General features: G+C 67.8%; 23 protein-coding genes. 13 read left to right on the top strand and 10 right to left on the bottom strand.

Features of this window, described 5'->3' with window-relative positions; genetic code table 11:
- Positions 1 to 97: 97 nt before the first annotated feature.
- The 3 genes from sigE (at position 98) to QNO00_RS04925 (ending at position 2,258) form a co-directional block, all read left to right on the top strand.
- Positions 98 to 817, top strand: a complete 720-nt coding sequence (gene sigE / locus QNO00_RS04935; protein ID WP_502863112.1) for an RNA polymerase sigma factor SigE — start codon at positions 98 to 100, stop codon at positions 815 to 817.
- A 3-nt stretch (positions 818 to 820) separates the two neighbouring features.
- The gene (locus QNO00_RS04930) at positions 821 to 1,756 is read left to right on the top strand and encodes a zf-HC2 domain-containing protein (protein ID WP_284023813.1); all 936 of its coding nucleotides are present in this window, start codon (positions 821 to 823) and stop codon (positions 1,754 to 1,756) included.
- A 79-nt stretch (positions 1,757 to 1,835) separates the two neighbouring features.
- On the top strand, positions 1,836 to 2,258 hold the full coding sequence (locus tag QNO00_RS04925; RefSeq protein ID WP_284023812.1) for a twin-arginine translocase TatA/TatE family subunit: 423 nt from the start codon (positions 1,836 to 1,838) through the stop codon (positions 2,256 to 2,258).
- Positions 2,259 to 2,274: 16 nt separating this feature from the next.
- On the opposite strand, the gene QNO00_RS04920 is transcribed toward QNO00_RS04925, so the two are convergent.
- The 3 genes from QNO00_RS04920 to QNO00_RS04910 are packed head-to-tail and all read right to left on the bottom strand — an operon-like array spanning position 2,275 to position 5,299.
- Positions 2,275 to 3,417 (bottom strand): Mrp/NBP35 family ATP-binding protein, encoded by a 1,143-nt coding sequence (locus QNO00_RS04920; protein WP_284023811.1) that lies wholly within the window; start codon positions 3,415 to 3,417, stop codon positions 2,275 to 2,277.
- Between the two features lie 3 nt (positions 3,418 to 3,420).
- Complete coding sequence (locus QNO00_RS04915; protein ID WP_229964987.1) at positions 3,421 to 4,023, bottom strand: DUF1003 domain-containing protein; 603 nt, start codon at positions 4,021 to 4,023, stop codon at positions 3,421 to 3,423.
- Complete coding sequence (locus QNO00_RS04910; protein WP_229964988.1) at positions 4,016 to 5,299, bottom strand: magnesium transporter; 1,284 nt, start codon at positions 5,297 to 5,299, stop codon at positions 4,016 to 4,018. Before QNO00_RS04910 ends, QNO00_RS04915 begins: the two co-directional genes overlap by 8 nt.
- Positions 5,300 to 5,462: 163 nt before the next feature.
- Between QNO00_RS04910 and QNO00_RS04905 the strand changes: the two genes are divergently transcribed.
- Positions 5,463 to 6,389 carry a YflT domain-containing protein gene (locus tag QNO00_RS04905; protein WP_284023810.1) on the top strand — a complete coding sequence of 309 codons (927 nt, stop codon included), beginning with the start codon at positions 5,463 to 5,465 and terminating at the stop codon, positions 6,387 to 6,389.
- A gap of 155 nt (positions 6,390 to 6,544) precedes the next feature.
- On the opposite strand, the gene QNO00_RS04900 is transcribed toward QNO00_RS04905, so the two are convergent.
- Positions 6,545 to 8,143: an aminopeptidase P family protein gene (locus QNO00_RS04900; RefSeq protein ID WP_502863109.1), complete on the bottom strand. Its 1,599-nt coding sequence runs from the start codon at positions 8,141 to 8,143 to the stop codon at positions 6,545 to 6,547.
- A gap of 102 nt (positions 8,144 to 8,245) precedes the next feature.
- Here QNO00_RS04900 and QNO00_RS04895 point away from each other — a divergent pair, with 102 nt between their 5' ends.
- The gene (locus QNO00_RS04895; protein WP_284023809.1) at positions 8,246 to 9,094 is read left to right on the top strand and encodes a PHP domain-containing protein; all 849 of its coding nucleotides are present in this window, start codon (positions 8,246 to 8,248) and stop codon (positions 9,092 to 9,094) included.
- Between the two features lie 26 nt (positions 9,095 to 9,120).
- On the opposite strand, the gene QNO00_RS04890 is transcribed toward QNO00_RS04895, so the two are convergent.
- Positions 9,121 to 10,077 carry a DNA-methyltransferase gene (locus QNO00_RS04890; protein WP_284023808.1) on the bottom strand — a complete coding sequence of 319 codons (957 nt, stop codon included), beginning with the start codon at positions 10,075 to 10,077 and terminating at the stop codon, positions 9,121 to 9,123.
- A 19-nt stretch (positions 10,078 to 10,096) separates the two neighbouring features.
- Positions 10,097 to 11,716, bottom strand: coding sequence for a DEAD/DEAH box helicase (locus QNO00_RS04885; RefSeq protein WP_284023960.1), 1,620 nt, complete (start codon positions 11,714 to 11,716; stop codon positions 10,097 to 10,099).
- Positions 11,717 to 12,199: 483 nt separating this feature from the next.
- On the opposite strand from QNO00_RS04885, the gene QNO00_RS04880 reads away from it, so the two are divergent.
- Positions 12,200 to 12,925: a ferritin-like fold-containing protein gene (locus QNO00_RS04880; protein WP_229964992.1), complete on the top strand. Its 726-nt coding sequence runs from the start codon at positions 12,200 to 12,202 to the stop codon at positions 12,923 to 12,925.
- A gap of 56 nt (positions 12,926 to 12,981) precedes the next feature.
- Here QNO00_RS04880 and QNO00_RS04875 read toward each other — a convergent pair whose 3' ends face one another.
- The 3 genes from QNO00_RS04875 to QNO00_RS04865 are packed head-to-tail and all read right to left on the bottom strand — an operon-like array spanning position 12,982 to position 14,193.
- Positions 12,982 to 13,284 (bottom strand): hypothetical protein, encoded by a 303-nt coding sequence (locus tag QNO00_RS04875; protein ID WP_284023807.1) that lies wholly within the window; start codon positions 13,282 to 13,284, stop codon positions 12,982 to 12,984.
- Positions 13,285 to 13,307: 23 nt separating this feature from the next.
- Positions 13,308 to 13,532 (bottom strand): DUF3107 domain-containing protein, encoded by a 225-nt coding sequence (locus tag QNO00_RS04870; protein WP_229964994.1) that lies wholly within the window; start codon positions 13,530 to 13,532, stop codon positions 13,308 to 13,310.
- A gap of 46 nt (positions 13,533 to 13,578) precedes the next feature.
- Positions 13,579 to 14,193, bottom strand: coding sequence for a TetR/AcrR family transcriptional regulator (locus QNO00_RS04865; protein WP_229964995.1), 615 nt, complete (start codon positions 14,191 to 14,193; stop codon positions 13,579 to 13,581).
- Positions 14,194 to 14,309: 116 nt separating this feature from the next.
- Between QNO00_RS04865 and moeB the strand changes: the two genes are divergently transcribed.
- Positions 14,310 to 15,500, top strand: a complete 1,191-nt coding sequence (gene moeB, locus QNO00_RS04860) for a molybdopterin-synthase adenylyltransferase MoeB (protein ID WP_229964996.1) — start codon at positions 14,310 to 14,312, stop codon at positions 15,498 to 15,500.
- 37 nt (positions 15,501 to 15,537) lie between these two features.
- Here moeB and QNO00_RS04855 read toward each other — a convergent pair whose 3' ends face one another.
- A complete protein-coding gene (locus tag QNO00_RS04855; protein ID WP_229964997.1) occupies positions 15,538 to 16,893 on the bottom strand; it encodes a glutamyl-tRNA reductase in 1,356 nt (451 codons plus the stop codon).
- A gap of 156 nt (positions 16,894 to 17,049) precedes the next feature.
- Between QNO00_RS04855 and hemE the strand changes: the two genes are divergently transcribed.
- From hemE to QNO00_RS04825, 6 genes are all read left to right on the top strand, one after another.
- Positions 17,050 to 18,111: a uroporphyrinogen decarboxylase gene (hemE, locus tag QNO00_RS04850; protein WP_284023806.1), complete on the top strand. Its 1,062-nt coding sequence runs from the start codon at positions 17,050 to 17,052 to the stop codon at positions 18,109 to 18,111.
- 2 nt (positions 18,112 to 18,113) lie between these two features.
- Positions 18,114 to 19,631, top strand: coding sequence for a protoporphyrinogen oxidase (gene hemG, locus QNO00_RS04845; protein WP_229964999.1), 1,518 nt, complete (start codon positions 18,114 to 18,116; stop codon positions 19,629 to 19,631).
- Positions 19,632 to 19,704: 73 nt separating this feature from the next.
- Positions 19,705 to 20,424 carry a hydrogen peroxide-dependent heme synthase gene (gene hemQ / locus QNO00_RS04840; protein WP_229965000.1) on the top strand — a complete coding sequence of 240 codons (720 nt, stop codon included), beginning with the start codon at positions 19,705 to 19,707 and terminating at the stop codon, positions 20,422 to 20,424.
- Positions 20,424 to 21,629, top strand: coding sequence for a ferrochelatase (locus QNO00_RS04835; RefSeq protein ID WP_442860468.1), 1,206 nt, complete (start codon positions 20,424 to 20,426; stop codon positions 21,627 to 21,629). Before hemQ ends, QNO00_RS04835 begins: the two co-directional genes overlap by 1 nt.
- Positions 21,629 to 22,585: a hydroxymethylbilane synthase gene (gene hemC, locus QNO00_RS04830; protein WP_229965001.1), complete on the top strand. Its 957-nt coding sequence runs from the start codon at positions 21,629 to 21,631 to the stop codon at positions 22,583 to 22,585. Before QNO00_RS04835 ends, hemC begins: the two co-directional genes overlap by 1 nt.
- Before the next feature lie 24 nt (positions 22,586 to 22,609).
- Positions 22,610 to 23,488 carry a uroporphyrinogen-III synthase gene (locus tag QNO00_RS04825; RefSeq protein ID WP_229965002.1) on the top strand — a complete coding sequence of 293 codons (879 nt, stop codon included), beginning with the start codon at positions 22,610 to 22,612 and terminating at the stop codon, positions 23,486 to 23,488.
- The last annotated feature ends 15 nt before the right edge of the window (positions 23,489 to 23,503 follow it).

Below are 23,503 nucleotides of genomic sequence, written 5' to 3'. Positions count from 1 at the left end.
CCGCCTGGCTTTCGCAGGGCGATGCGGCGAACAAAGAAGCGACGGGACCGCCCTTGTGTGCTCGCACCGGGCGTGCTAACAGAGAATTCCCAGACTGATGGGTCAACATAATTATGCAGGAAACAGAAGCGGATTATGCAGCAAGGATAACCCGGGGGTCCGTTCGGCCCCGGCGCGGACGCAAAGATCAGCGGAAGGAGGGAAGACCATGACGACGACGCCCTCAATGGCAGCCGACGGATCGGCTGACTCCGAGTGGGTTAGGCCCACCTGGGAGGAAGTGGTCACGGCGCATTCAGCGAAAGTCTACCGCCTGGCCTACCGGCTCACTGGAAATCGGCACGACGCCGAGGACCTCACCCAAGAAGTGTTTGTCCGTGTCTTCCGCTCACTGGCGAACTTCCAGCCCGGCACCCTGGACGGCTGGCTCCACCGCATCACCACAAACCTGTTTCTCGACCAGGCCCGCCGCAAGAGCCGGATCCGCTTTGACGGCATGAGCGATGAAGCCGAGAGCCGACTGCCCAGCAACGGCCCCGGTCCGGAGCGCAGCTTCGAATTCAACAACCTGGATGTGGATATTGTCCGCGCCCTGGACGAACTTCCCCCGGACTTCCGCGCCGCCGTGGTGCTGTGCGATCTGGAGGGGCTTTCCTACGACGAGGTAGCCCGCGCGCTAGGCGTCAAACTTGGAACGGTCCGCTCCCGCATTCACCGGGGACGGACCATGCTGAAGGAGAAGCTGGCGCACCGCGACCCGCAGCAGCGGAGGACCGGATCCCGGCTTGCCCTTCCACGCGTGGCGGGCGCCAACTGACCCATGCGCCATCCCAAACGCCTTCTGCAGGAGTATCTGGACAACACGGCCGGCCCCGCTACCACTGCGGCCGTAGAGACGCACCTCTCGCGGTGCGACCAGTGCCGGGCCGAAGCCGCACGGGAACGCCGCCGCCGGAGCCGCATGCGCTCGGCGCAGATCCCGGAACCCGGCCCGGAGCTTCGCGGGCGAATCGAACAAACCCCGCAGATGGGCGCTCCCGGAGTGGAGAACGGTTACGCCGCCGGGGCGGGGCACCACGGAGGCGGGACCCGGCACCTCGGCCTGATGTTTGCCGCCGGCGCAATCGCGGCTGTCGGGTTGGTCCTCTCCACGGCGTACCTGCTGGGCGGATTAGCCCCGGATCCTTCCCTGAATGCCTCGGCGCCCGGCCTGGCCTCCGGGTGGAGTGAGGTCACCGGCGGCGAGGCGAACCAACTGACCCGTGAGCAGATCGACGCACTGCGGACCCGCGGCTGGGCCTGCCCCGAACTGCAGGCCGAGGGAATGTCGCTGGTGGCGGCACATTCGGCCCGCATCGCCGGACAGCCCGCCGTCGTCATGACGCTGGAAGGGCAGGGGAGCACTGTAACCATCCACGAAGCCCGATCCGACAGCGGTGCCCGGGGGCCGGCGATCGACGGAATCAGCGGGCATTCGGTCCTTGACGAGGGCTTCATCCTCCAGGAGCAGGAATCCGGACCGGGCCGTCCCGACGTCTGGTTCCATCCGCAGCGTCCCCACCAAGCAGTGGTGGCCTCGCGGCGGGTAACCTACACCGTTTCCGCGGCTCCGTCCGGCGACGTCCTGGATCAGGCCGTCAGTGAGATCTCCCTCAGCGAGTCCTCCAGGCTGGTCCTGCACACCCCCGATACAGCTCAGGGCGTCTGGGAACGGATCCAGCGCGGGCTTTCCGCGATGACCGGCGCGGGGGCCTAGTCTTGAGCGGGATCTTCGTTCGGCTGCCGGTCCGGCCGGCGAGTGGCCTGCAACGGTGCGGGAAAGGTAGTCTTCACAGGTGATCGGAATCAACGGCTATGAGCTGCTAGTGCTGGCCCTCCTCGCCGTGGTGGTGCTTGGCCCGGAACGCCTGCCGGAATACGCCTCCCAGCTGGCCCGGCTTGTCCGTGAACTGCGGCGCATGGCCACCGGAGCGCGGGACCAGCTCCGTGAAGAGGTGGGACCTGAAATTGACGAAGTGGATTGGCGCAAGCTTGATCCGCGGCAGTACGATCCGCGGCGGATCATCAAGGAAGCCCTGATCGACGATTTCGAGGATGCCGTCAAACCCGTCAGCGCGCGCCCCGAGCCGGCGGCACCCCGGGGTAACACCCGGCCGGGAGTCGAACGCGCGGCCGCACCCTCCTCGCCTCCCGCCGTCACGCCGCTGATGCGGTTGAAGACCGGAGAACGGGCACCCTTCGATACTGAAGCGACCTAAGACCCGAAGCCGCCGCTCAGCGCGGCGTGACGTCCAGCTTCAGGCCGGAGAGCCCCCGCGGCCGACGAGCGAGCGAAGCGGCGATGCGCCGCAGCTCCGCGCCTGCCGACCCCTCCGCGGCGGCGGCTTCCGAGAGCACCACGGGTGCTCCGGCATCACCGCCGGTGCGCAGATCAACGTCCAGCGGGATGCTGCCCAGCAGTGGAATCTCCTTGCCCAGTGCATCGCTGAGCCGCTTGGCCACGATCTCCCCGCCGCCTGAACCGAAGAGTTCCATCCGTTCGCCGGTGGGCAGCTGCAGCCAGGACATGTTTTCGATAACTCCGGCCACGCTCTGCCCGGTTTGGGATGCGACGGACCCGGCGCGTTCGGCGACGTCGGCGGCGGCTGCCTGGGGAGTGGTGATCACGAGGATTTCCGACTGCGGCAGCAGCTGGGCCACGGAAATGGCAATGTCTCCGGTGCCCGGGGGAAGGTCGAGGAACAGCACGTCGAGGTCGCCGAAGTACACGTCCGTCAGGAACTGCTCCAGCGCCCGGTGCAGCATCGGCCCCCGCCACGCGACCGGAGCGTTGCCGGCCACGAACATGCCGATGGAAATTGTCTTGATGCCGTACGCCACGGGCGGCAGGATCATTTCGTCCACCCGCGTGGGCGGCTGGGCAATGCCGAGCAGCCCCGGAATGGAGAACCCGTGGACGTCGGCGTCCACGATCCCCACGCGGAGACCGGAGGCGGCCATGGCGGCGGCGAGGTTCACCGTGACGCTGGACTTGCCCACGCCGCCCTTGCCGCTGGCCACCGCATAGACCCGGGTCAGGGAGCCGGGCCGGTTGAACGGAATGTCTTTGGCCCCGCCGGGTCCGCGCAGCTGTTCCTTCAGGGCCGCCCGCTGCTCGGCACTCATGACGCCCAGATCAACGCGGATCCCGGTGATGCCCTCCACCCCTGCGAGGACGCGTTCGACGTCGGCGGTAATGGTCTCGTGAAGCGGGCACCCGGCGATGGTCAGCAGGATGCCAACGGAGGCGACGCCGTCGTCGTCCACTGAAACTTTGCTGACCATCCCCAGTTCCGTAATGGGACGCCGGAGTTCGGGGTCCAGGACCGAGTCCAGGGCCGCGAGGGCGCGGTCCGCCGTTAGCTGCGCTGCTGCCACGCCTTAGTTTTCCCTTCCGCCGGGATTGAGCTTGGGCATGCTGTCGGTGGAACCGGCCGCATCGGTGCGCCGCCGGTTTCCGCGGCGTGCGTGGCTCTCATCGGGTGCCTCGTTGGCCTCCAGCAGTTCCTCAAGGAGGCTGCGGAGTTCGGAGCGCACGTAATCGCGGGTGGCAACCTCGCGCAGGGTGATCCGCAGTTCAGCGATCTCCCGGGTCAGGTACTCGGTGTCCATCAGGTTGCGTTCAGCGCGTTCGCGGTCCTGGCGGACCGAGACCCGGTCGCGGTCATCCTGGCGGTTCTGCGCCAGCAACAGCAGCGGGGCGGCGTAGGAGGCCTGAAGGGACAGCATGAGGGTCAGCAGCGTAAAGCCCAGCGCGACATTGTCGAACCGCAGCGGTTCCGGCCCCCAGGTGTTCCAGATCAGCCAGAGCGCACAAAAAACCGTCATGTACACCAGGAACGCGGGCGTCCCCATGAACCGGGCAAAGTTCTCAGTGGCGCTGCCGAAGGCGTCCGGATTCGGAGAGAGCCGGGGCAGCCAGCGGGTGCGGGCGGTCCGGGGGGTATCCAGGCCGTTGGTTTGGGACTTCACTCTTTCAGCCATGTGTCCTTCCCTGCTTTGCATCAGTCGGGGCGTCGTCGGAGCGCCAGTCATCGGGGAGCAAGTGGTCCAGGACATCGTCCACCGTCACCGCCCCCACCAGGCGGCCGCCGTCGTTCACGACGGGCAGCGAGTTGAGATTGTAGGTGGCGAGCATCCGGGACACTTCGCTGATGCTCGCGTGGTCCCGGACCGGCTCCAGGTCTGTATCAAGGATATTCCCCAGCGCTTCCGGAGGAGCCGCACGCAGCAGCTGCTGGATGTACACGACGCCGAGATACCGCCCGGTGGGCGTCTCCAGCGGCGGCCGGCACACATAGATCGAGGACGCCAGGGCGGGAGTCAGTTCCTCACGGCGCACATGCGCCAGCGCTTCGGCCACTGTCGCCTCCGGCGGCAGGATCACCGGTACCGGCGTCATCAGCGAGCCGGCGGTGTCCTCCTCATACTGCATCAGGCGCCGCACGTCACGGGCGTCTTCGGGCTCCATGAGCTGCAGCAGCTCTTCCTTCTGCTCCTCGGGCAGCTCATTGAGGAGGTCAGCGGCGTCGTCGGGATCCATCTCCTCGAGGACGTCGGCGGCACGCTCCACGTCCAGTGACTGAAGGATCTGCACCTGGTCATCGTCCGGCAGTTCCTGCAGGACATCGGCCAGGCGTTCATCCTGCAGCTCGCTGGCCACTTCGATGCGGCGCTTGCCGCTCATCTCATGCAGCGCCTCGGCGAAGTCCGCGGCCTTCATGTCATCATTCTGCGCAACGAACTGGGTGGCGGCCTGCGGCCCGCTGATGTCCCAGTGATAGATGTCCGTCCAATCGATGATGATTGGCTCGCCGCGCCGGCGCAGGGAGCGCAGCCGCGGCTGCGAACCGCCCCGCCGGACGAACAGGTTGGACACGTGCCAGTCGCCGGCGCGGTTCTGCTCAATGGCAATGTCTTCGATGGTTGCCTCGCCGCTGCCATCACGCAGCACGACCTTGCGGTCGAAGAGCTCGGCCACCACCAGCATCTCCGCTCCGCGCTGCTCAAAACGGCGGAGATTCACGAGGCCGGTGCAGATGATCTGCCCCGGGTCCATGGAAGTGATGCGGGTGATGGGAACGAACACCCGCTTTTTTCCGGGAACTTCCACCACAATGCCAACGGCCTGCGGCGGCCGGCCGGGGCCGCGGTCGAGCACGACGGCGTCACGCAGCCGGCCCAGACGGTCACCCAGGGGGTCGAAGACGTCGAGGCCGAGCAGGCGTGCAATGAAGACGCGGGTAGGATTTTTGCTCACATTCCAAGGCTACGGGGTGCCCGGCGCTTCCGCCGTATTTGGGTTCGGCTCCGGCCGCAGGACCCGGCAGCGAACGCGCCGGCAGTTGGGAAGGGACGCGGGGCGCCGTTCACTTCAAGCGATACACCCTCCGCCGGAGCGCCAAGTGGGACAGAATGGGAGGATGTCTAACCTTTTCGGTTCAAAGCCGCCACGCGATGAAGGCCGCAGCCTGCCCCAGGGAGAAACGGTGGGCCGCTACACGGCCTACCTGGACGCCCAGAAAGCGGTGGACTATCTGGCAGACAGCAAGTTTCCCGTCCAGATGGTCTCGATCATCGGCAATGAGCTGAAGTCAGTGGAGCGGGTGACCGGCAGTCTGTCCTACCCGAAGGTGGCGCTGTCCTCGGCCGCGACCGGCGCCTGGTTTGGCCTGTTTGTGGGACTGGCCCTGATGCTGTTTGCCGGCGGGGAATCCTACTTGTCGTTGATTCCCTCCATGGCGCTGGGCGCGGCCTTCTGGCTGCTGTTCGGGGTGCTGGCCTACGCCATGCAGCGCGGCCGGCGGGATTTCACGTCCATCAGCCAGGTCGTCGCCACCAGCTATGACGTGATTGTTGCCCCGCAGGCCGCCAATGACGCCCGTCGGCTGCTGCAGCAGCTGCCGATGATCGGGCAGCACGGCCATCCCCAGCCTCCGCAGAACCGACCCCCTTACCAGGGCACGCCGCCGCACCAGGGCGGCCAGGGCGCAGCTCCGGACCGTCCGGCAAGCTGGGCCAATCCCTACGGCGCGGCGACCGGCCAGCCGCAGGCCCCGGCGGGCCAGCCCGACGCCGGACAGCAGGGGGCCAGCGGCACCCACGGCGCATCTGCAGCACCGGACTCCACCGGAACCGTGCCCCGCGGCCAGTTCCCGGATCTTCCCGACGGCCGACCGCAGTACGGGGTGCGGCTTCCGCCGGCACCGGAGGCACCGGCGGATTCGGCGGATTCGGCCGAGCCGCAGCAGAACAGCGCCGACGGGCAGAACAGCAGCAACGGTGCAGAAAACGGGAACAGCACCGACGGCGCAGAAAACGGGAACAGCAGCACCGGAAGCAACCGCTAGCAACCGGCTACACGGCAACAGCAGCACCGCAACCAACGCCTCCCACCGGCGAACCGCCAACGGCAGAGGCTCCGCACCCAAGGGGTGCGGAGCCTCTGCTGGTTCCCGGCAACCTGGTTTATTCAGGCGGCTCGGGTCATTCCGGCGGGCCGGCGCTATTCAGCGGCGTACAGGCCAGCCATCCAGTTTTCGACGTCCTCGGGATTGCGCGGCAGGGCAGCGCTGAGGTTGACGGGACCGTCGGCCGTGATCAGGATGTCGTCCTCGATCCGAACGCCGATGCCCCGGTATTCCTCGGGGACGGTCAGGTCCTCGTTCTTGAAGTACAAGCCGGGCTCAATGGTGAAGACCATGCCCTCGGTGATGATGCCGTCCAGATACAGTTCCTTGCGTGCCTGCGCGCAGTCGTGGACGTCCATGCCAAGGTGGTGGCTGGTGCCGTGCGGCATCCAGCGGCGGTGCTGCTGGCCTTCGCTGGAGAGTGCTTCCTCGAGCGGAACCGGAAGCAGGCCCCAGCTGTCGAGCCGCTCGGCCAGCACCCGGACAGCTGCGGCATGGACGTCGCGGAACTTGGCGCCGGGCTTGGCGGCGGCGAAGCCTGCGTCCGCTGCGTCCAGGACGGCCTGGTAGATCTTGCGCTGCACGGGGGAGTAGCTGCCGTTGACCGGAACCGTGCGGGTGATGTCTGCGGTGTAGAGGCTGTCGGCTTCCACCCCGGCGTCCAAGAGCAGGAGTTCGCCGGCGTTTACCGTGCCGTTGTTGCGGATCCAGTGCAGGACCGTGGCGTTGTTGCCGGCGGCGGCGATGGTGTCGTAGCCGAGGTCGTTGCCCTCTTCGCGTGCACGGGCGAAGAACGCACCCTCAACGACGCGTTCGCCGCGCGGATGGGAGATGGCACGGGGCAGCGCCTTGATCACCTCGGTGAAGCCGTTGACAGTGGCTGCCACGGCGGCCTTCATCTGCTCCACTTCCCATTCGTCCTTGATCAGGCGAAGTTCGGACAGCGCCTCGGTCAGTTCGCCGTCGAGGGCATCGAGTGCGCTGAGGTCCACGTTTTCCGGATCCATGGCGGTGTTGTAGCGGACGGTGTCCACCAGGGCGTCGACCATTTCGTCGACCTTGCGCAGCAGGCGGACGGAGATGCCGCCGAACTTCGGGTCGCCGACGTTGGAGGTGATGGCGGTTTCGGCTTCGTCCAGGTGGCGGGTCGGCAGGTCCAGCAGGGCGCTGACCTGCTCCAGTCCCAGGCGGGAGCCGATCCAGAACGCGCCGTAGCGGGCGTTGGAGTAGAACTCCTCGCTGTCGGTGCCGGCCAGCGGACGGAAGTACAGGACCGCGGTGTGGTTGCCGCCGTCGTCGCCGGTGCCCGGCTCCACGGGATCCAGTACGAGAATGGCATCCGGTTCCTGATCCAGCCCCAGTCCCGTCATGTGCGCAAAGCCGGAGTGCGGCCGGAAGCGGTAATCGGTGTCGTTGGAACGGACCTTCAGCGGGCCGGCGGGGATCACCAGGCGTTCGCCCGGGAAGCGCTCCGAGAGTGCACGGCGGCGCTGAGCCGCGTGCGCGGCGACTTCTGCACGGGCCGGAAGTGCGGCGTCGTCATCGGCCCAGCCGGTGGCCATGAAGGCCTTGTAGGCTTCGTTGGAGGGCTTCTGCGAACGGTTGTTTACGCGGTCATCCAGGGGCTGCCCTTCGGACAGCTCCTCGAGTCCGGACGCATCGGCGGTGGTCAGTGGATTCGCATCAGTAGTCACTCTTCCATGGTCTCACTGAGCAGCCGGGGCGGCCAAACATCCCGGGCTGCGCTGCCGTGCCGCAGGAGCAACGGGTGAGGCGGAACCAAGTAGATTGATGAGGTGAGAATCGACCTGCATACGCACTCAACAGTCTCCGACGGAACCCAGCCGCCGGCGGCCGTCATGAAGTCCGCCAAGGAAGCCGGACTGGACGTCGTTGCCCTGACCGACCATGACTCGACCGCCGGCTGGGCGGAAGCCGGGGAGGCGGCCCGCAGCATGGGCCTGACCCTGGTGCCCGGCATGGAGGTGTCCTGCCGCAGCCGCGAAGGCATCAGCGTCCACGTTCTGTCCTATCTGCACGATCCCGCGCACCCGGGGCTGCTGGCAGAGATCGCCCGGTCACGCTCGGCCCGGGTGTCGCGGGCGGAGTTGATGGTGCAGCGGCTGGCTGAAGACTTTCCCATCAACTGGGAGCTGGTCCAGGAGCATGTGGCGCCGGGGGCGACCATCGGGCGGCCGCACATTGCCGACGCCCTTGTTGCCGCAGGCGTGGTGCCGAACCGCTCCGCGGCGTTCTCCGGCATCCTCACCGCCCGATCGCGCTACTTTGTGGCGCACTACGCCCCGGACCCGGCCCGCGCCGTCGAACTGATTCGGGAGGCCGGGGGCGTGCCGGTGTTCGCCCATCCGGTGGCATCCTCCCGGGGGCGGGTGGTCGGTGAGCAGACCTTCGCCGACATGATCGACGCCGGATTGCTTGGCGTCGAGGCCGACCACCGGGACAACCCGGTGGAGGGCCGCGCCTGGCTGCGGCAGCTGGCGGCAAAGAACTCCCTGCTGGTCACCGGCTCCAGCGATTACCACGGAACGGGCAAGCCCAATCTGCTGGGAGAGTTCACCACGGCACCGGACGTACTGGAGCAAATCACGGCGCTGGCCACCGGATCCCCAGTGATCTCGCCCTAGGACTTTTTGTCCACGGCAACGGGAGGCTAACTGACGGCCTCTGCCGTCACCGCGCCGGCAGTGACAGCGGCGGCTGTCGCATCTGCCGCGGCAGCCGCAGCTGCCGCGGCAGCCACCGCCTCGCTCGGCACCAGATCCGCGGCATGCCCCAGCCGTTTGGCCATCACCTCGATGGCCTGCGGGTTGGCATCCACGCAAACAAACCTGCGGTTCAGCTTCGCAGCGACGGCGCCGAGCGTTCCGGAACCGGCGAAGAAGTCCAGAACCCAGTCGCCCTCGCGGCTGCTGGCTGCCACCGTGCGGCGCAGCAGTCCCTCGGGCTTCTGCGTGGGATAGCCGGTTTTTTCCTTGCCGGTGGGCGACACAATGGTGTGCCACCAGACATCCGTCGGCAGCTTGCCCAGCGCCACCTTCTCGGGGGTGACCAGCCCCGGGGCCATGTACGGCTCACGGTCCACCTCAGCGTTGTCGAAGTGGTACGCGGCAGGGTTCTTCACATACACCAGGATGTTGTCGTGCTTGGCGGGCCAGCGGTTCTTCGCCCGTCCGCCGTAGTCGTAGGCCCAGATGATCTCGTTGAGGAAGCAGTCCCTGCCGAAAAGGGCATCGAGCATGACCTTCGCGTAGTGCACCTCCCGGTAGTCCAGGTGTACATACAGGGTTCCGTCGTCGGCCAGCAGCCGCCAGGCTTCAGCCAGGCGCGGTTCCAGGAACGCCCAGTAATCCTCGAACGCGTCGTCGTAACTGGAGAGCAGGCCCTTGACCGTGCTGTAGCTGCGGCCCTTGAACCCGACGCGGTCGCCGCTGCCGTCGGCGCTGCGGACCATGGTGGTCTGCTGCCGCCGCTGTGACCGGCCGGTGTTGAACGGAGGATCCACGTAGATCATGGTGAAGGCGCCGTCGGGCAGGGTGGGCAGGAACACGGCGTTGTCCGCGTGCACCACCAGCGACCTGCCGTCCGGCGACCAAAGGGGTGTGCTCATGGGCTGTGGCGCTGCCCGGCTATTCGGCGGCGGGTGCGGCGTCGCCCACCACTTCGCCGTTGCGGCGGCGGGTGCGGGTCCGGCGGGGACGGCCGGCAGCGCCGTCCGCGGCAACCGCTGCCGGCGCCTCGGCCTTCTGGGCGGGCGCGGCTGCGGAATCGTCGGAGCGGCGCGGGCTGTCGCGCTTCTCCGACCGCGGCCGGTCGCTGCTGCGTGTGCGGTCGCTGCCGCGGGGGCGGTCACCGCGCGTGCCGCCGCGGGAGCGGTCGCTGCCGCGGGAACCGTCGCGGGCGGGGGCCGCGGCGTTCTTCTTTCCGGTTTCGCCCAGGTCCTCGATCTTTTCGGCGCCGATGCCGGCCAGGGTGCGCTTGTTGCGCGGCAGCCGGCCCTTGGTGCCCTCGGGGATGTCCAGGTCGGTGTAGAGGTGGGGCGAGGAGGAGTAGGTTTCCACCGGCTCCGCCTGGTCCAGGCCCAGGGCCTTGTTGATCAGTCCCCAGCGGGGGACGTCGTCCCAGTCCACGAAGGTCACTGCCGTCCCCTTGTTGCCGGCGCGGCCGGTGCGGCCAACACGGTGCAGGTAGGTCTTCTCGTCTTCGGGGCACTGGTAGTTGATGACGTGGGTGACGTCGTCGACGTCGATGCCGCGGGCCGCGACGTCGGTGGCGACGAGAACGTCCACCTTCTCGTTGCGGAAGGCACGCATGGCCTGTTCGCGGGCGCCCTGGCCCAGGTCGCCGTGCATGGCGGCTACGGCGAAGCCGCGGTCCGCCAGTTCCTCGGACAGCTTGGCGGCCGTGCGCTTGGTCTTGGTGAAGATGATGGTGCGGCCGCGGCCCTTGGACTGCAGGATGCGGGATACCACTTCGCTCTTGTCGAGGTTGTGGGCGCGGTAGACAACCTGGCGGATGTCCTTCTTAGTCAGGCCCTCGTCGTCGGGATCGGCGGCGCGGATGTGCGTGGGCTTGGTCATGTAGCGGCGCGCCATGGCGACGACGGCGCCGGGCATGGTGGCCGAGAACAGCAGCGTCTGGCGGACGGCGGGGGTGGCCGCCATCAGGGTCTCGACGTCGGGCAGGAAGCCCAGGTCCAGCATTTCATCGGCTTCGTCGAGGACGACGATGCGGACGTTCTTCAGCGACAGGTGCTTTTTGTTGTACAGGTCGATCAGGCGTCCGGGGGTTCCGACGACGATCTCCACGCCGGCGGCCAGGGACTCGATCTGCGGTTCGTACGCACGTCCGCCGTAAATCGTGACGATGCGGGCGCCGCGGCGCTTCGCTGCGGTGGAGAGGTCGCCGGCCACCTGGACGGCGAGCTCGCGGGTCGGGACGACGATCAGGGCCTGCGGTGCGCCGGGCACGGCGAGGGAGGCGTACGCTTCGTCGTCCGGGGCGATGACGCGCTGGATGGCGGGAATGCCGAAGCCAAGTGTCTTGCCGGTACCGGTCTTGGCCTGGCCAATGATGTCGTGGCCGCCCAGAGCCACCGGAAGCGTCATGGACTGGATCGGGAAGGGATGGGTAATCCCGGCCTCGGCCAGCGACTCCACGATGTCGGAGCGGACACCGAAATCGGCGAAGGTCAGGTCCGGAATTTCAGCTGCCGCCTGTGAAGTGGCAAGGGTCTCGGCGACGGTCAGAGCTTCGTTGCTGTCGTCCGCGGTGAGGTGGCGGTTGTCGTCCACCTGGGTAAGTTCAGTGTTCAATTAAATACCGTTCAGTTAGGCATCGCGGCGCCATGCTCGACGAGTGGCTGTCAAAGCCCATACCGGAGCGGGTGGCACGCGCATGATGCGTCCAGCGGAAGCCGATCGCGGGCTAACAACTGCAGGTCCGCCGCGGTGCATCGGGCACGGGAGGCGGCCAAAAATATCAAGATCGCGTAGGTATTGCGGGTCTGGCTAAGGTCTATCAGACGACCGGGCATCCTTTTACTACCCTCCAAGTCTACCCGGTGGTCGCCGGTGACCGCGCATTGGCAGCGGGTGCGGCGTGCGGCCGGGCGGCAGCCTGTTCTTTCGGTGAAAAGGCAGCTGGAAGGCAGGCGGCAGGTCGGAGGGGTCCGCTGTGGCCTGCGCCCGCCGGTGCGGTCCCGGCGGGGCACCGGCGGTACGCTGGGATCCATGACTAACCGGACACGCCCCGAGCCAGTTGCCACTTCCGGCCCGGAGATTCCGGACCCTTCGCTTGACCCCGCGGAGCTGTACCGACGCTTCCTGTCGGACCTCTTCGGCGTCATGGCCTACGGGGAGCTGTCAGCGTTCGAGCGCATGTCCTCCGACGCCCGGTTTTCCCCAACCCTGCATGACCGCACGGTCCTGGGCCGGCTCGCCGTGCGCGAGTATGAACACTATGAACGGGTGACGGGCCACCTTCAGTCGCTGGGTCTGGATCCCGAGGCGGCGATGCGGCCGTTCCAGCCGTCGGTGGACGCCTTCCATGACCGGACCCGTCCCGCTGACTGGTTTGAGTCGCTGATGAAGTTCTACGTCACGGACGCCATTTCCGATGACTTCTATCAATCGGTGGCTGCGCGCCTGGACCCGGCGACGGCGGATCTGGTGCTTGGGCTGCAGGAAGCAGAACCAACGGGGGCGGTCCTTGAGGCGCGGCTTCAGCAGGCGCTGGCGGATGATCCCCGGCTGTCCTCGCGCCTGGCCCTGTGGGGCCGCCGGCTGGTGGGCGAAGCCCTGACCCAGGCGCAGCGCGTGGTCCTGGAGCGTGCTGTTCTGGGCGGACTGCTGCAGGACACGGATCAGGGCCTTTACGAGGATGAGGTCAAGAACCTCTTTGCCGCCCTCACGCGCAACCACTCGCGCCGCATGAGCAGGCTCGGGCTCACTGCCTGACCGTGCGAACTGAGATCCCTGCTGGCCTCACGCGTCGGACCGGGGCAGTTCCGGGGCTAGGACCGCAGCACCCGCTCCAGTTCCGCCGTATCCCGCGCCTCGCGCGCCGGGCCCAGGACAAGCGCCGTGCCAACGGCACCGACGGCGCCGATTACCGGAGGAAGAACCCAGACGAGCCAGTGCAGGTCAGGATCCGAACCGGCGCCGGCCAGTTGCAGAAGGATCCAGGACAGCATGCCGGCAACCAGGGCCAGCCCCGGGAGCAGGAAGATGCCGTAGCGGGACCGGCGCCGGTCAGCGCCCAATACGACGAAACCGACCGCCAATGAGGCTAGGGCGGTGACGATCAGGCTGGTCATCTTCCTGTCTTCCGGTTCGGAGGCTACAGGGCGCCGAAGCCGACGCGCCGAACCTCTTCGGCACCAATTTCCACATAGCCGATCACACCGGCCGGAACCATGATGAGACGGCCCTTGTCGTCCTTCAGGCGCAGTTCCTTCTGCGCGGTCAGGGCCTCTGCCACCACATCGGCAACGGCGTCGGCGTTCTGGCTCGACTCAAAGACAATTTCGCGCCCAACATTCTGAATACCGATTTTTACTTCCACCGTGGTGCCTCCTGTATTAATGAACGTATCCGGTTCGAAATCTACTCTAGATCTCCTTGGGGAACCGGCTGATTCCGCGCCAAGCTAAACGGTAAATGAGTTCGGAGGCCGCATCGATGTCCAGGTCTCCGTTAGTCTCCAGCCAATAGCGGGCGCTGACCTGCGCCATTCCGGCAAGCGCCCGGCCCAGCAGGGTGGCTTCCACGGGGGAAAGCTTGGTGTCCTCAGCGATCACGCCGGCAATACTGCTGGCGAAGCGGGCATTAAACTCCTCGATCCGGGCGCTGACCTCCGCATCGTTCGTCAGGTCGGATTCGAACACCAGCCGGTGGCCCTGGCTGTCCTGCGCCACAAAGCGGAAGTATGCCCGCATCGTTTCCCGGACGCGCAGCTTGTTGTCAGTGGTGGAGTTCAGCGCCGACGTAAGGAACTCCGTCAGTGTTCCCAGATGGTTCTCCAACAGCGCCAGATACAGCTCGCGCTTGCCGGGAAAATGCTGGTAGAGCACGGGTTTGCTGACACGGGCCGCTTCGGCGATGTCATCCATGGCGGCTCCGTGGAAGCCGTTGCTGACAAAGACCTCCTGCGCGGCGCTCAGCAGCTGGCGGCGGCGTTCCTCCCGGGGGAGCCGGGTTGCTTTGCCGGTTTGCTGGTTGCTCACGTGTTTGGACCTCTCAACAACACCGGGCCGAAGCGCCCGGAGAACGGACTTCAGTTTACCCGCGGGTAATAAGCGCGAAAGGTTCCGCGGCGCGATTGGGTACTAGATTGGGAGCCATGACTGAGCTTCAGACCGCACTGCCGCCGCTGGTCGAGCCTGCGGCAGGGCTTACGGGCGAGGAAACCCTTCGATATTCCAGGCATTTGATTCTGCCTGAATTCGGCATGCAGGCGCAGCAGCGCCTGAAGAATGCCCGGGTCCTGGTGATCGGCGCCGGCGGGCTGGGATCGCCGGCGCTGCTGTATCTGGCGGCCGCAGGGGTGGGAACCCTGGGCATCCTGGACGACGACACGGTGGAGGCCTCCAACCTGCAGCGCCAAGTGATCCACGGGGTCTCCGACGTCGGCAGCTCCAAGGCGGAGTCGGCCCGCCGCAGCGTCCTGGAACTCAACCCCCTCGTCGAGGTCCGGCTGCATCCGGTGCGGCTGGACGCCTCCAACGCGGTGGACATCTTTGCCGGCTACGACCTGATCCTGGACGGCACCGACAACTTCGCGACCCGCTACTTGGTGAACGATGCCGCCGAGATCCTGGGCAAACCCTATGTCTGGGGTTCCATCCTGCGCTTTGACGGCCAGGTGAGTGTTTTTTGGGGAAAGCACGGCCCGACGTACCGGGACCTTTACCCCGAGGCTCCGCCGCCGGGTTCGGTACCTTCCTGCGCCGAGGGCGGGGTGCTGGGTGTGTTGTGCGCGCAGATCGGCGCGGTGATGGTCAATGAGGCCGTGAAGCTGATCACCGGCACCGGGGTGACGCTGCTGGGACGGGTCCTGGTGCTCAATGCCCTGGACATGGTCTGGCGGGAGATCCGGGTGCGGAAGGACCCGGCGGCAGTGCCGGTCACCGAGCTGATCGACTATGAGGCTTTCTGCGGCCTGCCGGAAGGAAGCGGCGCCGGCCGGGGGAGCGGTGCCCAGGTGCCTGCTGTGGGAGTCCATGACCTGCAGCGGCTGCTTGCCGCGCGGCTGGCCGGTGCCCGGGACTTCGACCTGCTGGATGTCCGGGAGCCCGGCGAGCACGCGATCGTGAGCATCGACGGAGCGCTGCTGATGCCGCGGGCAGGAATCCTCTCGGGGGAGAACCTTCCGGAGCGCGGGCGGGAGCTGTACGTTCACTGCAAATCAGGGGTGCGGTCGGCCGAAGTGGCGGCCTTCCTCCTGGGGCAGGGCTACACCGACGTATTTAATGTGTCCGGCGGAATCCTGGAGTGGGTGCGGGAAATCGAACCGGCCAAGCCGGTGTACTGAAATGCCGGAGAACTGAGAAGCCGGCGCTGAGATCCGGCTAGGCGGATTCCGCCGTGTCCGAGTCGTCGATCGAGGCAATTCCGGCGTGCCCGGCCGGCAGGCTGCCGTGCGCGGGGGCGGCGGGCCGGCGCGTGACCGGCTGGTCCGGGGTGATGCCGAAGAGGGCTTCGAGTCCCTTGATGTAGTCGTCCTGCTGGCCGCTGGCAGCCAACTCGCGGGCGCGGACCGTGGGCACGTGTAGCAGCTGCTTGACCATGCGGCGCATGGCGAATTCCACTTCCTCAGCAGCACCGGTGCAGCCGTGCTGGGCGCGGACCTTTTCCAGTTCCGAGTCCAGGACATTCAGCGTGTGCCGGCGCAGCGCCACGATCGCCGAATCCATTTGCCGGCTCAGCTGGAGCTCGGAAAACTGCTTGGCGGCGTCGGCCACGATGCCGCTGGCCTGCTTCAGTGATTCGGCCTGCTCGGCCGGCGCGGCAAGGCGCACCGATTCCAGGGTGATCAGGTCCACGCCGTCCACTTCGCGCACGGCGGGCTCGAAATCATGTGTCAGGGCCAGGTCGATGATGATCAGCGGCTTGTTGCTGTGGGCCCGCACGCGGCGGATGTCCTTGGCGCTGACCTGGCTGTCGCTGCCGCTGCAGCCGATCACGACGTCGGCAGCGGCCAGGGCTGCGGGAAGGGAATCCCGTGTCAGCGGAGTGCCGCCGCGGGAAGCCGTGAAGGACTCGGCGCGCTCGGAGGAGGAGTAAACGCTGATCTCGGTGCACCCGCGTTCCTTGAGCAGTGCCATGGTGGCGCCGGCGTAGGCGCCGGTGCCGAACACGACCACTGACTTGTTCCGCCAGTCGATGTCCACGGAAAGGTCGGTGGCCAGTTCCAGGGCGACCGACACAATGGACAGCCCCCGTTTGCCCAGGGCAGTCAGGGCGCCGACATCCTTGGCGGTGCGGGATGCGGTCTGGAAAAGCCGGGTCAGGCCGCCGCTGGCGGTGCCTTTTTCCTGGGCTTCGATCAGTGCCCGCCGGACCTGGCCGGCAATTTCGCGTTCGCCCACGACGGCGGAGTCCAGGCCTGCGCCGACGGCGAACAGGTGCTTGGCAACCGATTCGCCGGTGTTCGTGGTGAAGGAGCGCGAAACGAGGTCCTTGTTCAGTCCCGAGTGGCGGCTGATTTCTGCGACGACGGCGGAGCGGGCAGCTTCAATGTCCGCCTCCGACTTGGCCTCGCAATAGACCTCGAACCGGTTGCAGGTTGCCAGGACAACTGAGCCTGACACCGCCGACCCGGTTTCGAGCAGGGAAGTAGAGACCTGGGACGCGCCGGCGCTTAGGCGGGCAACAGTCTCCAGATCAACATCGGAGTGCGTCGCAATAAGGGAAAGTAGAACCACAGTGAGTCAATACTAGCCACCGCTGCCGCCGTACCCTCAATAGGCGCCCCTAACCTGGGCCCTTTTCGAGGTGTTTCCCGTCACCTCGGGGGTCTGCGCGGGCACCGCCGGAGCGGCTGGTTATCGTTCGGGCCGGATTTTGGAGAGAATCAGGGTATGACTCTTAGCGCCTCTCATCCGCTCATGGATGGCCGCACGGCCGATTCCCCTCTGATTACTGCGTACCGCGGGGGAATTCCGTCCCGCCGACCGGTCTGGTTTATGCGTCAGGCCGGCAGGTCGCTTCCGGAATACCGCAAACTGCGGGAAGGGACCGCAATGCTGGATTCCTGCCTGGATCCGGCCATGGCCTCGGAAATTACCCTGCAGCCGGTTCGTCGGCATGACGTTGATGCGGGGATTTTCTTCTCGGATATTGTCATCCCGCTCAAGCTGGCAGGCGTCGACGTCGACATTGTTCCCGGCGTCGGGCCGGTCCTGGGTTCACCGGTGCGCACGGCGGCCGATGTCGCTGCGCTGCCGACGCTGACCGAGGAGGCCCTGGAGCCGATCCGTGAAGCTGTCCGCCTCACCGTGGCCGAACTCGGCACAACGCCCCTGATCGGCTTTGCCGGAGCCCCGTTTACGCTGGCCGCCTACATGGTGGAGGGCAAGCCGTCCCGCGACCATCTGGGCCCCCGGACCATGATGCATGCGGATCCGGACACCTGGCAGGCCCTGACCTCCTGGGCAGCTGATGCTTCGGGCATGTTCCTGCGTGCCCAGCTGGAGGCCGGCGCCAGCGCCGGGCAGCTGTTCGACTCCTGGGCCGGATCCCTGGGCCTGGCCGATTACACCCGCCACGTCGCGCCGGCCTCGGCGCGGGCGCTGGACCACGTCCGGGATCTGGGCGCTCCGCTGGTGCACTTCGGCACCGGCACCTCCGAGCTGCTCGGTGCCATGCGCGACGTCGGCGTCGACGTGGTCGGCGTGGACTACCGGCTGCCGCTGGATGAGGCCAACCGCCGGCTGGGCGGAACCACGCCGCTGCAGGGCAATATCGACCCCGCACTGCTGGAAGCCCCCTGGCCCGTGCTGGAGGCACACGTCCGCGAAGTGCTGGCGGCCGGAGCCGGAGCCCCCGGCCACGTCGTCAACCTGGGCCACGGCGTCCCGCCGGACACCGATCCGGACGTCCTGACCCGTATTGTCGAGCTGATCCACTCGGTGGAGCCGTAACCATGCCGCACCGTCCGGTTCTTCCCCATTTCCCGGTTTCCCGGAAATCCAACCCCGAGACTGAAGCAGCGGAACTCCCCGTCCCGGCTCGGAGCGCCGTGGTGGTTGGCGGCGGAATTTCCGGCCTGATTGCAGCCCGCGACCTGGCCCGCGGCGGCCTTGCCGTGACGCTGCTGGAAGCCGGCGCTGCCGTGGGCGGCTGCGTGGGCACCCACTCCGTCGCCGGCCTGACCCTGGACAGCGGAGCGGAATCCTTCGCCACCCGTTCGCCGGCCGTTCCCGAGCTGATCGGGGAACTGGGCCTGGGCGACGCCGTCGTAAGCCCCAACCGGGACGGTGCCTGGCTGCAGCTCGCCGGCGAGGACGTCGCTGCCGCCGCCCAGCGGATGCCGCAGAGCGGCCTGCTCGGCATCCCCGCCGATCCCCGGGCACCTGAAATCGTCCGGGCCATCGGGCGGGCCGGCGCCGCCCGGGCGGCCTTGGACAAGATCCTGCCCGTCGGTGCCCTGGCCCGCAGGGAAAGCGTCAGCCTCGGCGAGGTGGTCCGCGCCCGGATGGGTGATGCAGTGCTGCGCCGGCTGGTGGCACCCGTTGTGGGCGGCGTTTATTCGTCGGATCCGGACGTCCTGGACGTGGACTCCGTAGCTCCCGGGCTGCGCGCGGCCTTGGCCAAGCACGGGTCGCTGGCTGCGGCTGTGGGGTCCCTGCGCGCCTCGGCGCCCGCCGGCTCCGCTGTTGCCGGCCTTGCCGGCGGCATGGGCAGGCTCAGCCGCGCTCTGGAGGAGGATCTCGCGGCCCGGGGCGTCAAGGTGGATACCGGTGTGGCCGTGGACTCGGTGGCACGCGACGGCGCCGGATGGACCGTTTCCGCTGCCGGACGCACCCTGTCCGCGGACGCGCTCGTGGTGGCAACCGACGGTCCCGCCGCCGTGGACCTGCTCGCCGGCACCGTGCCGGAACTCGCCGCCGCCCGCCCGGGCCCGGGCCCCGGCGTCGCACTCGTGACCCTGGTCATCGACCAGCCGGACCTTGACGCCCATCCCCGCGGCACCGGTGTCCTCGTGGCCGAAGACGTTCAGGGCGTGGATGCGAAAGCCCTGACCCATGCCACGGCCAAGTGGCAGTGGCTTGCGGACTCCACCGGACCGGGCACCCATGTGCTGCGGCTGTCCTACGGGCGGGCGCTCAGCGCGGCAGACGCGGCGTCAGCCCGGCCCAGCCCGGTGGAACGGGACGACGACGATCTCTTCGCTCAGGCGCTGGCCGACGCCTCGGTGCTGCTCCAGGTTCCACTGGGCGTTGACGACGTCGTCGGCTGGGATGTGGTCCGGTGGGTGGGGGCACTTCCCTCCGCCGCCGTCGGGCACCGGGACCGGGTCGCCTCGGTCCGTGCCGCCGTCGACGCGGTTCCCGGGCTGGAAGTTGTCGGAGCATGGCTGGCCGGCACCGGACTGGCCGCCGTCACCGCCGACACCCGCACCCGGATGTCCGGTCTGGTGGAGCAGCTGGACCAGTTGTGACATTAGCCACTTCTACACCAAGTAGAAGTGGAGTATTTCGTCTAAGCCTGCCCGGAAGGGCAGACTGTTAATCATGAGTGAGCCCATGGGTCAGAGCACCGAAGAAACAGCCGTTAACGAAGAACAGTTCTTTACCCTCTGGACCGTTTTCAAGCGGTCTGCGGCGGGCGGAGCCGGCGCTGACGCTGCCGACACCGAAGAAAACACCAGGGCCTTCGAGGCCCTCACGCAGGAGCTCGCCGGCCGGCAGGTCACCCTGCGCGGGCTGTACGACGTGTCGGCCATGCGCGCCGACGCCGACATCATGGTGTGGCTGCACGGCGGCCGCGCCGAAGACCTGCAGTCCGCCGTCCGCGAGATCCGCCGCTCGGGCCTGTTCGCCGGCACTGAAATCGTCTGGTCGGCCATGGGCGTGCACCGGGATGCCGAGTTCTCCAAGAACCACTGGCCCTCCTACGCCCGGGGCATCGCTCCCGAAACCTGGATCTGCGTCTACCCGTTTGTCCGCTCCTACGAGTGGTACCTGCTGCCGGCCGAGGAACGCGGCAAGATGCTGCGCGACCACGGCATGCTCGGCCGTGAATTCCCCCAGGTCCTGGCCAACACCGTGGCCTCCTTCGCCCTGGGTGACTGGGAGTGGATCCTGGGCCTCGAGGCCCCGAACCTGACCGACCTGGTGGATATGATGCGCCACCTGCGCTCCACCGAGGCCCGCAATCACGTCCGCGAAGAAATTCCCTTCTACACCGGCCGGCGCATCGCCGCCGCCGAAGTTGCCGAGGTGCTGAAATAATGACTTCCCCCACCAACGAGGCCGGCAACGAGCCCGCGGCCTTCGACCCGTTTGACGGCGTTGACGACAACGGCCGGATGGCGCCGAAGCACTACGACGCCATCCTGTTGGCCTCCTTCGGCGGCCCCGAAGGACAGGAAGACGTCATCCCCTTCCTGCGCAACGTCACCCGCGGCCGCGGCATCCCCGACGAGCGTCTCGAAGAGGTGGCCACGCACTACCGCGCCAACGGCGGCATCAGCCCCATCAACGAGCAGAACCGCGCGCTGAAAGCGGCGCTCGAAGCCGAGCTGAAGCGCCGCGGCATCGACACCCCGGTGCTGTGGGGCAACCGCAACTGGGCGCCGTACATCAAGGACGTGCTGCAGGAGGCCTACGACACCGGCTACCGGCGCCTGCTGATGGTCACCACCAGCGTGTACTCCTCCTACTCGAGCTGCCGCCAGTACCGCGAAGACCTGGGCATGAACCTGCTGGCCACCGGCCTGGACAAGAAGCTGCAGGTGGACAAGGTCCGCCAGTACTTCGACCACCCCGGGTTTGTGGAGCCGTTCGTTGAAGGCGTCCGCGAGTCCATCGCCAACGTCCGCGGCCAGCTGGCCGAACGCGGGGAGGACGGCGGGAAGATTGAAATCCTCTTCTCCACCCACTCCATCCCCACCGCCGACGCCGAAGCTTCCGGGCCGCGCGACCGCGAGTTCGAGGAAGGCAGCGCCTACGTGGCGCAGCACCTTGCCAACGCCCGCGCGATCATCGACCGCATCCCCGAAGCGGCGGGCCTGGACTGGCAGCTGGTGTACCAGTCCCGCTCCGGATCCCCGCACACCCCTTGGCTGGAACCGGACATCAACGATGCCATCGCCGAACTGCCGGCCAAGGGCGTCCGCGGTGCCGTGATTGTTCCGCTGGGCTTTGTCAGCGACCACATGGAAGTCCTCTGGGACCTCGACACCGAAGCCATGCAGTCCTGCCGGGACCTGGGCCTGGCGGCGCACCGCACACCCACCCCCGGCATCCATGAGACGTTCGTTTCCGGCCTCGTGGACCTCCTGTCCGAGCGCACGGCGGAGCACAACATCGCCGACCGCCCGGCCGTGACGAAACTCGGTCCCTGGTACGACGTCTGCCGCCCCGGCTGCTGCGCCAACCTGCGCGGAGAGAAGCCGACGATCGCCGGCGCCGACTCCACAGTGGGTGTCCAGTAGTGGCGCAGTCGCCCGTTCTGATCGGGACCCGGGGCAGCGCCCTGGCCGTCACCCAGACCACGACCGTGGCCAATGCACTGTCCGACCTGGGCGGCTTCGACGTCGAACTGGTCCGGATCCGGACTGAGGGGGACATCAACCGCGCCGCTCTCTCGCAGATCGGCGGCACCGGCGTTTTCGTCGCCGCGCTGCGTGACGCGCTGCTGCGCGGGGACTGCGACGTTGCCGTGCACTCGCTTAAGGACCTGCCCACCGGGGCGGCCGAGGGCCTTGCCATCGGCGCGATTCCCACCCGGGTGGACGTTCGTGACGCGCTCTGCGCCCGGGACGGCCTGATCCTGGCCCAGCTTCCGCAGGGCGCCCGTGTGGGCACCGGATCCCCGCGCCGGGCCGCGCAGCTGCGCGCCGCGCGTCCGGACCTGGAAGTGGTTGATATCCGCGGCAACGTCGACACCCGGCTGGGCCGGGTCGCCGGCCTCGTGGAGGGCGCCCCCGGCGACCTCGACGCCGTCGTCCTGGCGGCTGCGGGACTGGCGCGCCTGGGCCGGCTGGAGATGGTCTCGGAATTCCTGGACCCCTCGGTGATGCTGCCGGCTCCGGGCCAGGGCGCCCTCGCCGTGGAGTGCCGGAGCTCCGACGCCGCCGACGGTCCGCTGAGCCGTGCTCTTGCGGCCTACGACAACAATGCCGCCCGGCTGACAGTGACCGCCGAACGGGCGCTGCTGAACCGGCTGGAGGCCGGCTGCACCGCACCGATCGGCGCCCTGGCCACGCTGACCGAGACGCGGCTGCAGCTGGAAGCCGTGGTGTGCAGCGACGACGGAACGCGGGTTATGCGGCGTTCGGCCGCAACCGCGGTGCTGGACGAAGACGGTGCCCGCTCCCTGGGCATCCGCCTCGCCGAAGACCTGCTCGCCGCCGGCGCGGCGTCCCTGACGGACCTCGCGGTCAGTTGATGCGCCGTTCCCGGAGCTGCTGACGTGGCAGCCAGGAAACCCCGGCCGGAGCTCGCGGGACTGACAGTGGTCCTCCCGCGCACTCCGGACCGGGCGGCCGCCATGGCCGCCGAACTCGCCGAGCGGGGCGCGGCCGTGGACCTGATGCCGCTGATCGATTTCCAGTTCCCCGAGGACACCACCGAGCTGGACCGGGCGCTCAAGGCACTGCGGTCCGGACGTTTTGCGTGGGTGGTCTTCACCAGCGTGACAACGGTCCGGGCCATGGTCCGGCGCTGCGCCGCGCTCGGGGTGCCGGTGCCCACCGCCATCCCGTCCGGAACCTGCGTCGCTGCCGTGGGAGCAGGCACACGGCAGGCCCTCGAAGACATCGGGCTGGACGTTGACCTGATGCCCGACGGTGACCAGTCCGCCCGCGGGCTGGCAGAATCCTGGCCCCACCCCTCAGCGTCCGATCCCGAGGGCGGTGCCCTGCGGATCCTCCTGCCCCAGGCCGACCTGGCCGATCCGGCACTGTCCAACGCCCTGACCGGGCTCGGCTGGGACGTCCGCACGGTCACCGCTTACTGCACTGTCGACTACCCGGCGGCGGGCGTGCGCTTCACCCCGGCAGCCGACGACGGCGCGGCCGGCGGAAGCCGCCTGCTCACCCCGCAGGAATTCCTGGCCGGGGCGCCGGCCGGTCCGCGCGCCGTCGTCCTGACCTCGCCCAGCATTGCCACCCGCTTTCTGCGGCAGTGCGCGCCGGTTCCGCCGGGCACGCTGCTTGTCGCCATCGGGGACAGCACCGCCGCCCGGATGACCGAGCTGGGCGTGAGCCCGCAGGCTGTGGCGCAGCAGCCCACGCCGGCGGGAATAGCACAGGCCCTTGCCGTTGCTGTTGCTAAGAGCCCCTCAACCTGAATTTCCCAGAAACCC

It is taken from the genome of Arthrobacter sp. zg-Y1219, assembly GCF_030125545.1.
GTDB lineage: Bacteria > Actinomycetota > Actinomycetes > Actinomycetales > Micrococcaceae > Arthrobacter_B.
Note: the sequence above shows the minus strand (reverse complement) of the source record. Positions and strands in the feature narration are given on the sequence as shown.